Source organism: Mycoplasma bradburyae (assembly GCF_024338845.1).
In the GTDB taxonomy this organism is placed as follows: Bacteria; Bacillota_I; Bacilli_A; order Mycoplasmatales; family Mycoplasmoidaceae; genus Mycoplasmoides; species Mycoplasmoides bradburyae.
The window spans coordinates 275,218-288,249 of record NZ_CP101414.1 but is presented as its reverse complement, the minus strand read 5'-3'; the positions used below and the strand labels follow the sequence as shown (position 1 = coordinate 288,249).

General features: G+C 27.5%; 8 protein-coding genes. All 8 read right to left on the bottom strand.

Annotated features, from left to right (window positions below; all coding sequences use genetic code 4):
- Window positions 1–8: 8 nt before the first annotated feature.
- A complete protein-coding gene (locus NMG68_RS01180; protein WP_255034872.1) occupies window positions 9–1,148 on the bottom strand; it encodes a replication initiation and membrane attachment family protein in 1,140 nt (379 codons plus the stop codon).
- Window positions 1,149–1,360: 212 nt separating this feature from the next.
- Complete coding sequence (gene coaE, locus NMG68_RS01175) at window positions 1,361–1,951, bottom strand: dephospho-CoA kinase (protein ID WP_255034871.1); 591 nt, start codon at window positions 1,949–1,951, stop codon at window positions 1,361–1,363.
- Window positions 1,932–2,756, bottom strand: coding sequence for a DNA-formamidopyrimidine glycosylase (mutM, locus tag NMG68_RS01170; RefSeq protein ID WP_255034870.1), 825 nt, complete (start codon window positions 2,754–2,756; stop codon window positions 1,932–1,934). Before mutM ends, coaE begins: the two co-directional genes overlap by 20 nt.
- 2 nt (window positions 2,757–2,758) lie before the next feature.
- A complete protein-coding gene (locus tag NMG68_RS01165) occupies window positions 2,759–3,628 on the bottom strand; it encodes a 5'-3' exonuclease (protein ID WP_255034869.1) in 870 nt (289 codons plus the stop codon).
- Complete coding sequence (locus tag NMG68_RS01160; protein ID WP_255034868.1) at window positions 3,621–6,701, bottom strand: DNA polymerase III subunit alpha; 3,081 nt, start codon at window positions 6,699–6,701, stop codon at window positions 3,621–3,623. The genes NMG68_RS01165 and NMG68_RS01160 overlap by 8 nt, the downstream gene beginning before the upstream one ends.
- Window positions 6,702–6,962: a hypothetical protein gene (locus NMG68_RS01155; RefSeq protein ID WP_255034867.1), complete on the bottom strand. Its 261-nt coding sequence runs from the start codon at window positions 6,960–6,962 to the stop codon at window positions 6,702–6,704. It lies immediately after the preceding gene.
- A 143-nt stretch (window positions 6,963–7,105) separates the two neighbouring features.
- The gene (locus NMG68_RS01150; RefSeq protein ID WP_255034866.1) at window positions 7,106–9,028 is read right to left on the bottom strand and encodes a variable surface lipoprotein; all 1,923 of its coding nucleotides are present in this window, start codon (window positions 9,026–9,028) and stop codon (window positions 7,106–7,108) included.
- Window positions 9,029–9,136: 108 nt separating this feature from the next.
- Window positions 9,137–13,000, bottom strand: a complete 3,864-nt coding sequence (locus tag NMG68_RS01145; protein WP_255034865.1) for a M60 family metallopeptidase — start codon at window positions 12,998–13,000, stop codon at window positions 9,137–9,139.
- Window positions 13,001–13,032 lie beyond the last annotated feature (32 nt).

Genomic DNA, 13,032 nt, shown 5'->3' with positions numbered 1-13,032 from the left:
ATGATCTTTTAATTTCCTTTTGCTACAGCAGATTTGAAATTATCAGTTTTCTTATTACGATATGCTTTTCTAAAAAACTTAACTGCATCGTTTAATTTTGCTATATTCTTTAATTTTAAAGTATTAGAAATTTTTTCTACGTACTCAAATTGAATCTGATCTGTTAAAGTAAAGTGAGCGGCAAAATCTAAAATCGCATTAACAATATGCTCTTTATTAGAATGCTCTTTTTTGATTTTTTCAATTAATTCAACTTCTCTAGGGAATAAATTTCTACGATAAATACCTCTTAAGTATTTTTCGCTATTCATTGTACGATATTCTTTTAGAATTTTCATTTCTAAGTCATTAGGACAAAATGCGCTATAGAAACTTTCATTCCTAGACATATTTTGCGGAATAGCATTGTCTTCAACTTGATCTACAGTTTTTGTGTAATCAGAGATAGCTTTCGTTAATTCATAAACATCATTAATGTTTTCTGTGCTATTAATAATTTTTTTCAAATCATCTTCAGTAGGATTATATGATTCACATAAACTAATTAATGCTGTTTTAGTTTCTTCAGATATTTCAAAATCACTAAGCGAAAGATCATCAATATTAACTAATGTCTTTGTTGGTTTGATAATATGATTGAATTCATCAGTACCATTAGGCTTATAAACTTGATGAAAGGTCGATGAGACATTAACATTACTTCCGCCAATATTTTTATTAGAATAAAGACTACTTAATCTAAAGTATTCCTCGTGACCTATTTTAGATATTAATCTTTTCTTTATTTCTTCTTGAGAAACCAAACTCTCTCAATCAAGCATTTTTGCTAAACAAAATTTATAAATAATCTGTTTATCAGATTGTTTTTCTTCTTTATAAGTTTTGATTAAACTCATGCCTTCTAGTAAATTTCTAAAATCGTTTAGTTGTTTTTTAGAGATTCTTAAACTACTTAAGATACGAGATAAAGGTAAAGTATTCTTCTTGCATAACTCGTTCATATATACTTGATGATCATTAATCAACCACATATAAAACATAGTAGCATCAGGACCTAGAATATGGATATAAACATTAGTGATGAGACCAAAATCACTAAACCCACCATTCATTTTATGTATCTCGTATAACTCTTCGTAATCAATCATATCAATGCCCCTTTTTTATCTTACAAATGCTAGTATTTCAACTTGCGACATTAAAAGTATAAGCAACTTAAAAATAGATATTTGACTTTTTTCATATGATAAAAAATCGATAATAAATAGAGAAAATAAACTTAAAAAATTATCCCAATTTTTAATACCCAATATTAGGGGTTTTTGTTAAGTTTTCCACAAATTGTGGATTATAATTCACATTAGCTATTAATTTTTTTTAGAAAATTTTTCAATTCATTATAAGCATTCATGATATCGCTATTATTTTGAATGCAAATATCAAACTTGAAATTTTTATTTTCCTTAATTGGATTCCATTTTTTTAAATTAAAGTCTTTTAAATAAGCGAATTTTGCACGAATTGAATCTTCAATCAAGTTTTGATCTCTCTGAATCAGAACAAAATAATCAAAAATATCAAGATATCTTTCTTGATTGTTATAAATAGCCGCACCTTCAACTATGATAATCCCTTGATTGTCAATGTTTTTTAGATGATATTTCACAATTTTTTCAGCAAAATCGTTTAATAGTTTTAATTTGTTAGGATTATTAAAAACTAAATCACCCAATTTTTTACGATTAACTTTTTCATTATCAATGTAATCGCTACCAAAATTATCTAAAACAAATTGATAACCCGATTTACCTTTTTCGTAATATTCATGAATTAAATTATCAAGTTTAATTGTTTGATAACCATCTTTATTTAACAAATCAATTAGCATTGATTTCCCGCACGATGCTTTACCTGATAAACAAATTAAAATCTTATTTTTGGCATTTTTCACAATAATAAGTTCCTCTATTGTTTACCTTAGTTTTCTTAATTAAACACTTACAAACTTTACAAGGTTTATCTTTTTGCAAATGAACATTTAAATATTCTTGATAAGATCCTGCATGGTTTTCTTTAAATTGATATGAAAAAATTGTAGTTCCGTTTAATTCAATCGCTTTTAATAGAACCTTCGTAGCATTTTGCGCTATATCTTTATATTGCTTATTAGTTAATTCGTTAGCTTTTTTAGTTGGATTTATTTTGGATAAAAACAAAATTTCATCAGCATAAATATTTCCGATACCAGCGACAACTTCTTGGTCTAGAATAACTGATTTTATTGCTCTATTTGATTTAATGGCATTATTTTTAAGATACTGCCAATTTCATTCTTCTTGTGTTGGATCAATTGCCAACTTCTTAAGATAATCTTGATCTTTATATTCACCAATACTGTGAATATGAAAAGTTCCAAATCTTCTTGTGTCATGGTAGTGTAGTTCAAATTTATCTAATTTAAATCTAACTAAAACATGGCGTTGGTCATAGTCGGCATTAAACTGATTAATCTTGTATTTACCCTCCATTCTTAAATGGGATACTAACACTTTATCATTGGTTAGAATAAAAATAATATACTTACCAATCCTTTTAATATCAACAAAAGATTCGCCAACTAAGAATTTTTTAAATTCTTCAGGCGTTGAATTTTTAAGTAGTTTAGTAGCATTAACAATAACATCATTAATCTTTTGATTAATGATTTCTTCTTTTAAATAGTTAATTACAGTTTGGACTTCTGGTAGTTCTGGCATAATTATCAGTTTCTATAATTTATATTAAAATATTCGCAAAAACCAATAAAATTACTTTCGTCAATTGGTTTGATTTTGTAATCTTCAATATTATGTTCTTCTAAGCAATCAGTTCTTATTGTTGCTAGTTTTTTAGATAAATAACAATTATCTTTATTTTCAATTAATTTATTACGAATCGATGGTTTAATCCGATCAAGATTTTCGTATATACCATCAATATTTCGATAATCCTTAATTAATTGTATGGCAGTTTTTTCGCCAATCCCCTTAACACCTGGAATGTTATCAGATTTATCGCCTACCAATGATTTATATTCAATTACATCCAATGGATTTAATCCATGGAAGTGTTCATTAAAATTCACGTGATCAATTTCGTTAAATATCGTTACACCCTTAACGAATTGAAACAATTTAGTTTTTTCATTTACCAATTGGTAAATATCTTGATCAGATGAATATATATGCGAGATTATATTATTTTTAGTAGCTAGAACACTAAATGACCCGACTAAATCATCTGCTTCAATTCCTGGAGATGAAATAACATTTAATCCCATAAATTTAAAACCATCTTGAAGCGCAATTAATTGTTCAATTAATCCTTCTACAGGTTTTTTTCTTGTAGCTTTGTATGCATCATACAATTTAGCACGATCAGTTTTTTCTTTAGAGTCAAAAGCAATTAAAGCATAGTCGTATTTATCCTTAGCTAAAATCTTATTAACCATAGATAAACTTGTCTTAATCCCATTGTTAGGTCTGATATTATTTTGTACTGCATATTCATACATATTAATCGTTGCATAAAATGCTCTAAAAACCAAAGAATTACCGTCGATTATTAACGCTTTTTTAGTGTTATTCATGATTGTTTTTATATTCAATTAAACCAAGTGCTGTGTAAGAATCATAACCCCTAAAAATATCTCGTTCTAATCTTATTAATAACTTGTCTTCCTTATCAATAAAATTAGATAAATATTCAACTAACTTAAGATCTCTTACCTTAACATTTATTTGGTAAGCTCCATCAAATACTGTAAATCTTCAAATTTTATTTTTTAGTTCTTTCTTTTTGATTTGAACTAACATCGAACACACTTCTTTGTTGAGCGTTCCTTTTAATTCTTTAACAGTTTTTAGATTTTTAATATTTTTTTCTAGTTTTGTTATTTCGCTTTTAAAAATATTTGGTTTGTAAATCTTATTTTTAAGATCTAAAAAAGAAACTTTAAGTAAACTATCAGTTTGCTCATTTTCTTTTTCTAATTCTTCCCTTGTTAAAACGCTAAACAATTCAGGATTTTGTTTGTTTAAAAAGAAAATATTCGAATTGATAATCTCTTTTTTTTCTTGAAAGCTTATGAGATCATCGTCGCTTTTGTAAGAATTATTTTCATCATAATAATTTTTAACTAAAGCAATCATTACTTTTTTAGAAAATTCTTGTCGATATTCATCAAAAACACCGGCATTGATTAATTTTTCGAATAAAACTTTAGTTATCCCTTTTTTATGTAAATTAATTAAACAATCAATAAAAGAATCGAATCGTTTATTATTTCTAGCCTCAATAATTTTGTTAGCAATTTCACTACCAAGACCATTTATCATATTAAATCCTAAAATGATTTTTTGACCATCAGAACTTAAACTGAATGAAGCATCTGATAAATTAATATTAGGTTTAACTAAACTGATATTACGTTCAATAATTTCGATAAAATAATCAGCTAATTTTGATTTAGTATCAATATTATGTCTTAATAAAGTTAGATAGAATTCTTTGGGATAATTCGCTTTTAGATAAGCCATTTGGTATGCTAAAAAAGCATACGCTAAAGAATGGGAATGATTAAATCCGTAGTCAGCAAATTTATGTAAATATTCGAAGATTTCAACAGCTTTTTCTTTTGTGTAATTATTTTTTGTTGCTTGCCTAATGAAATTATCTTTTTCTTTTAACAATAGCTCTTCATCTTTTTTAGAAATCGCTCTTCTAAATAAATCAGCTTGAGCAGCGCTAAATTTAGCTACAACTATGGCCGTATTAATGACTTGTTCTTGATAAACAATAATTCCGTGAGTAGGTTTTAGAATATCAATTAATTCATCACTTAAATGATCGTATTTTTTATTCGAAAACTTACGTTCAACATATTCATCAATATTTTGTTGCGGGCCTGGACGGAATAATGCTGAAATAATAGAAATATCTTCTAAAGAATCTGGAAGCACTTTTCTCAAAACATTTTGCATCCCAACAGATTCTAATTGAAAGACACCTTTTGTGTAACTTTTCTTTAATAAATTAAAGGTTTCTTTATTGTCTAATTCTACTTTATTGATGTCAAAATTTTTGTCGTGATTTAATTTAACTAAATTGTTAATTTCATCGATAATTGTTAATGTTTTTAATCCTAGCAAGTCGATTTTTATTAATCCAAATTGTTCAAGATATTCCATTGAAAATTGCGAAGTTGCACGATCGCCAGAATAGATTAATGGAATGCAAGTATCAAGCGGTTCGTTACCACATACAATACCTGCTGCATGCGATCCGATTTGCCTTGGAACATTAAAAATCATTTCAGCTAGATCAAAAATCTTTCTAATTTTATAACAACTAACATTACCAGATCTACCACAATTCTTATTAAATTCATCGCATTCTTGGCATTTGATAACTTTTTTAAGCCCGGCAGAATCCTTATTCTGTTCTCACTCTTCAATTTCGTCATAACTAACAAATTTAATAACTTCATCAGTTTCAGATGTTTTTAAATCTAAAACACGACAAACGTCACGAATTGCGTTTTTTACCTTAATTCTTTGAAAAGTGATAATGTTGGCAACATTGTTTTTAGAATACTTATCAAAAATGTATTTAGCAACATCTTCACGCCGTGAATCCATGATATCAACATCAATATCAGGCATGCTCTTACGTTCAGGGTTTAGAAAACGTTCAAAGATTAATCCGTATTCGATCGGATTAATTGTAGTTATATTTAAAAGATAAGAAACAAATGAACCAGCAGCAGAACCTCTTCCTGGTCCTATTACAATTCCTTCTTTTTTAGCGAAGTAGATGAAATCATATACGAATAAGAAATAATCACTAAAATTAAGGCGCTTGATAACATCCAATTCAGAAACAAGGCGTTTAATATCATCTAATTTAACAAGTTTTTTATCTAGCAACTCATTAAAAGATTTTTTACATAATTCTTCTAGATAAGTGTTACTATCAAATCCTTTTGGAGTTTTATATTTAATTATTGTATTTTTTTTAAGATTATCTAAATCTCAAAAAGAACATTTTTGAATTAAATTATTGAGTTTATCTAATTGTTTATCAGAAAACTTGCTATTGGCTTGATTCGTACTTAAAAATGGACTGGCTAAAACAATATCATCGTTATACAGTTCATTAATTTCAAATTTCGATTTTTGACCTGACTGTTTAATACTTATAGCATTAATCAAATTTAAGCCAACCTTATCTTTCAAGTCATAACAGTTAGCAAAATTAAATGCTAAATCATCTTTATTTAAACAATTTGGGTGGTCTCATCAAAAATTGCCAGACTTAACAATTAAAAAAAGATTATCGTCTAAATAATCAAAAATGTTAAATTCAATCGAACTACTAGCTAAACTACTAATTTTAATTAATTTTAAATATCCATCATTATTCTTAGCTATTAAAACTAGTTCAGAATTACTAGATATATCAAAAATTTCTAGACCTATGATTGGGACTAGATTATTTTTTTTCGCTAAATTAAAAAATTCAACAGCTCCATAAAGAACATTAAAATCTGTTAAACAAACATGAGTTTGTTTATTCTCAATAGCAAATTCAATAATTTTACTAATACTTAAATTAGTACTTAGTAAAGAATAGTAAGATCTTGTGTTTAAGTTGACAAACATTTATTTTTTTTGATCTGTCAATTTAGCTAATTCTTTTTGAAGTTCTTTGATTTCTTTTTTAAGTTCTTTACGAGTTTCTTTATCTGTAGAATTTTCGAATTCCTTAGTTAAATTAGCAATTTTTTCAGTTAATTCTATCTTTAGAAGACTATCTTCCATGTTAAAAACTTTGGTGTCTTCTAATTTAACACGTTCAAATTTTTCTAGATCTTTAGATGATGTGTTAAAACGTACAGTTTTGTTTTTTTTATTAGAATCCATCAATAGCCTCACAGGTTTATGTAGTTAATAAATAGTTAATAAAATTATAACAAATATATTTTCTTAATCTTAAAAACGAGTCGTTTTATATCTAATTAATAAAAGAATCAACTTAATTTTGCGCTGAAATATTCGTTGTTCTATTATTTTCTTCCTTCTTTGAATACCATATCAATAGCATTGAAGTTGTATTTATTAAATCTAGAATTTTCTTCTCCTGGTTTAGGATCGCGTTTAAGAACAACAATAGATCCATAAAACCCATGATGAACATCTAAAGTATTATATAGATGCCCTCAATCAGCAAATTTCTTAACATCAGACGCATCGCGATATTCACTATAAGGTTTTCTTTCACCCATAATTGCTTTGAAAAAAATTGAAGAAGCAAATTCAGCTGAAAACCCAACGTTCTTAGGTGATTGTGAAGGATTATTGTATAAACCGTAGTAATTCTCAGTGTAATATCATTTATGTTCTTCAGCTACGCGTTTTGTTTCAATATTATAACTATGCCCAACTAATTTATAACCATTAACTTTTTCACCTCTTCTAATAAAATCACCTCTAACAGTCGCTAAAATTCCATGAAGTAATAATTTTGCTTTTTCTGTATCAGTTAAGGTTTCAGATAAATCACTGATAGGAGCGATTTTTAGTTTAGCTCTCAATGTGTTATATTTTTCTAGTTGAGATTTAGTGTAATAATCAGCAAATTTAATTAGCGGTTTAAAGGCTTCAACATCATTTAAATCTAATTCAACTAACGCTAATTTAGTATCACTAAATTCACCTCTACCAGCTCTTATTTCTACTTCAAACTTCTTTCAATATTTATCTATAACAGCCATTGTAGTTGGATTTTCAAATATGGAATCATAGAAATGATCTCTATCTAAATCTTTATAAACAACACCCATAACAGCAGAAGGATATAAATCAGCTACTGTCTTGAAAGTATCGACATACTGTTCTCTAGTATCTAAATCTTTATCCATGTATTTAAGACCATCTAAAAGAGGCATTTTATTCCATTTAGCTCTAGCAGCTTCATTACTCTTCTTATCAATCAAAACTTTTTTTCTAAATTTAAAAACCTCATTTTTTATTATTTCAAGAGATTCTTTAGCTCGATAAATTACAGTATCTAATATTTGCTCATTTTGTAAACTATATGGTTTGTCTTTGTATTGATTATATTGACTTTCTAATACTCTTGCGTTATTATCTGCAGATTCACCTTCTAGAGGAGTATCTACAAGAGTAGCTTGATTTTTAGCAAATTGGACGATGTTTTTAAATTGAGTTAATTTATTTTTATAATTAGATAAAATTTGTTCATTTTCTTCTGCCCACTTAAAAGTGAATGTAGGGTCTAATGTATTAATATGTGGTACATAAGTTTTTATAAAACTTACAGCCTGTTCAACCGCTTGAACAGTGCTATTGTTAACATTTTTTGAACTCGCAGTACTATCTATACCAGATTTTATCTTATTAACTTGAGTCTTTATAAATTCTAAATAGGAATTTTTTACTGTTTGATTAGATGCATTTATAGCATCTATCAATGCCATACCTTTATTATATAAGCCTTGTCATTCATTAATCTTTATTTGGTAATTAGCTAAAGTATTATCAGCTTGACTTGGCTCAGATGAAGTCGAAGTTGTACTTGAAGTGCTAGTAGTTGGATTTGATATATTAGCTAAACTTTCTTCTTTCTCAGCTAATTTTCTTATTTCATCATCAATAGATGATTCGTCATAATAATTACTATCAGAAATTTCTTGATCGTTAGATTCAAATAATCCAAGATTATCTACATCTTGGTTTTTATTAGATGAATCATTTTCTTTGGATAAATTGCTTTCGCTATCAGAATTATTCGAAGCGTTTTTGTCAATATTATCTTTACTTACATTTCCTGAATCGGTTTGATTACTACTTTTATTTTTATTATCTTTTTTTAAATTTTCTTCCGTCTTACATGCTGTTGTTACAAAAGGGATAATACTAGAAGCTAATATACTCCCCATTAAAATTATTTTTTTAGTTTTCTTCATCGTTATCTCTGTCTTCTTTTATTTTTGTTAATTTAATTCATTAAAGAATTAAAGATAAAACAATCTTATGATTTGTTTTATCTTTTATCTAAATAATTGGTCTATGGTTTATAAATTACTTGATGGTAAGGTGTCAATTCTGTCTTCTTTATCATTAATGCCGTAATACCCTATTACTAGTGGGTTATTAGATTTATTTACAATTTTAACCTTATGATTACCTTTATTATCAAAGAATCTTTCAATTAATTTATTGTTGTTTATATCGAATTGTGATCTTATTTCAACATTCTCTTCTACTAATTTGTCATCATGGTAAATATCAATTACAGCTGGTTTATTTGATGTGTAACCATAAATTACATATGATTTCATATCCTTAGTAAATTCAACATAATCGTTTAATGTTGTAGTTGATAATGCATAACCATTAATAAATGATTTATTATTTCGATCAATTTTTCAAGCACCATAATAATTAAAGTCGTTATTTATAGCACTCTTAAACGTATCAATTCTATTATCAGTATAGAATCCAACACTACCAATAACTATACCATTTCTTGTTGAAGAATTCTTTTTGAATTCAATTCTTATTTCTTCAATATTTAAATTGTATTCAATGTAATATCTTTCAAGATCTTTACCAAATCTACCATTAATTAATTGCTTCTCTTCACCATTTATTTTAGCAAAAATTTTAATTCGGTCTGGTCTGTGTTCGTAATGTCTATAATAGTTTTTGATTTGAATTAAATTTAAATGAACAGGTTTTTCGAATTTCCAAGTAAATGTAGCTTCTTTAGTATTTCAATATTCAACTCTTTTGTTTCAACCATCAATGATATTAATGTTTGTTCAGTTTGTATCACTACCAGCATTTCCTAAACTCGATGTTGTTGTAAAAGGAGTTGATATCTTATTGTTATTATCATCAAGAAGATATAATGTATTTAATTCTTCTTTAAATCTATTAGCAATATCAAATTGGCGTTCTTTATAATCATAAGAATAATCATCTATATATTTATCTCAATTATTCTTATCTGCGTCTAATTCTGCTAAAGATTCAGGAATTATGTTGTCCGAAAAATTATATAAATTTTGTCCATTAATTTCTGCTAAAACCTTAGCTCAACCTCTTCCTCCGTTATTATATATATCAAGACTAATATAATATCAGCGACCTTTTATGGCGTTTTTAATTTCACCTAATATTCTTTCACCACCTTGATAACTTGAAGAAGATGTTACAATGTCATTCGCTTCATCGTCCGATGAACCATTAGGATTGATAGTTAATTTATATCAGTCGTCAATTTGACCTTTAATTTTAATATCACCATCAGCTTGAGCTCTATAATAACCTTTTAAGCGAAGTAATTGTTTTGATTCAGTTATATCAGTTGAATTATTATATGAATAAGGATATCTAGTAACATCTCGTCTTGTTCCTAACCTTCTAATAGCTGTATTAATATCTGAAATGCTTCAATTAGAAGGTGCTGCTTCCTTAATTCTAGCTTCAAAACCTTTAACAACATTACGAATTTTAATTTTAAATTTGTAACCAGGAACATATTTTTCAGGTCTTTCAGCTCATTTATCAGGAACTATAGTTACATCAAATTCGTCAATTTCATTCAATTTACTAAGGTTAGGAGTATAATCAATCAATTTAGGATTGAATGGATTTCTTTCTAATTTACCGCCATTCTTAGTTGTCATCGAATCTAATTTTAGTTCAGATCATCTAAATTTATCGTTACGTGAAATAATTGTATTTTCAAAATCAAATGTATGACTTTCGCCAGCCGGAATTTCGTAGGCAGGTTGAGTATCTCCATTATAAGTATAGGTTTTTGTTCTTGAATCGTATCAATAAGAACCAGCAGCATATAAACTACTAACAAAATCTAACGCAGGATATTTACTCAATGAAATATCATATCAAACTTGTTCACCTTGATTTAATTCATAGCCTGAAGCTTTTTTAAATGAATGATCATAATTATTTATATTACTACGATCATAAGAATTTCTTAAAGTATATACAAAATTAATTCCAGTGAATTCTGATAAATAAGAAACTGTATCAAAACCTGCTCAAGATCTACCATTTCAACCACTACTTAAAGTTCAATCAACAAAACGATCACGACCTAATGTGTGAACCATGTTAGCATAGAAATTATATCAATCCTTGTAAGTTTTATTTAAAGTGTAATGATTAGCTAAACGTTTTCATCCATCGGTGTTTCCTTCACCGTTTATATTCACTTCATTTCTATATCTTAAAATATCATTAATGTAAGAAAGATTGATAACTGAAGGAATGTTAGTTCAACCATGGTTTTTGATATTAAAAGGATCTTCCTTAACTTCGAAATTGTGGTTAACTTCATGGTAGTTACCTCAATTAGTTAATCCGAATTGATCATCAGCTATAAAAAATCTTGAAGACCAACCAATAGGTGCAAATAAATTATCTCCGCCACCTCAAGCTCCAGCTCCATTTCAAATATCATCACAATATTTCAAGTTTATTCTTTTGTGATTGTATCCATATCATCTAAATGAAGAGGTAAAAAAGCTTTCCCATTTTCGCATTACAGTTTCAGGGAAAGATACCTGATTAATAGGTAAATAGGCAACTGTTTTATCAGCAGTAAATGATGTAGCTAATGAAAAATAACCTGATTGAATTCCGACATTAGGTGCTTTTAATTTACCATTCTTAATTCTTTCAATTTGATCATCTCACTCTTTTTTTGATGTGCTCTTATATCAATAATTAAGCATTTCGACACCATCTGTAAGATTGAATTCTAAACTGTATGGTTCGCCATTATTACTAGATATTCTATTATTAATTTCAAGTGTTACACTTCCACCAAATGGGCTACCAATTTTGAAACATTGTTCATCTTCATAAAAATCGTTTCATGTAAATGAAAAAGTGGTTTGAACAAATGGATAACGATTAGATATTCTACCAGAGTTATCGTATGGTCTATTATGTCAATAATTTATATTAAGTATAGCTTGAAATGGTAATGCCTTATCAGTGTTTGGATACATTTGTTTAAGTAAATTAAATGTATTTGGACTTAATTTAATTTTAACTACCTCACCAGGCACTGCATAAACACCGGTGTTTACTGAACCAGTTCTTCTTGTGCTAATCTTAAGGTCTTGTTCAATTGCTTGAGTGTCAGCCGTTGGCATTGTTTGATATCATAGTTTAGCTGCTGGGTGTTTTTTTAATCTATTATTTTTAATTTCATTAGAAATTCATGATGAATCATTAAATCTGATGCCAGACCTACCATCTGTATATTTGGTTGGGACTTTTTCTTCAAAAACAGCAGTAGACATATTTAATACATTAGGACTACCATCTGAATTAGCTTCAGGCAATGTTAATAAAGCATTAGTCCCTGTTTCATAGTTATAATTTCAAGCTGGATATCTGAAACCTTTATCTCCGTATTGATTCAATAAATCTGTTTCATATTCAGCGTTATTAACTTTGTCACTTCTTGAATAGAATCTTTTTGTTTTTGCTGAACCATCAACAAAAACTACATCATCTGTACTTAACTTTTTAAATCATTCTTCGTCGTTTACATAACTCTTACTTCTAATATCGATATTATTAATTTCAGAAGATGAATTTGCGTTATTAGCTATCGCATTCTCTATAATATCATTATCATTATTTTCATTTCTTCTATTGATTGAAGTTAAACTAGTACTAGGATCATTAATGATTGGGTTATCACCAATATTATCAACTGTGGGATTTGCTGAATTATCTACATTTTGATCAGTTGTTTTTTGTTTTTCTTGTTTACCGATTTTACTGATTATCGGAATTGGCGTACAACTTGTTATAATTGAACCTAAAATCAAGCTAGCAGGTAATGCTGACAATTTTATAAATTTATTGATTTTTCTTGTTTTTAACATATTGTTTTAGTTTATTAAATAGTTTTTTGAAA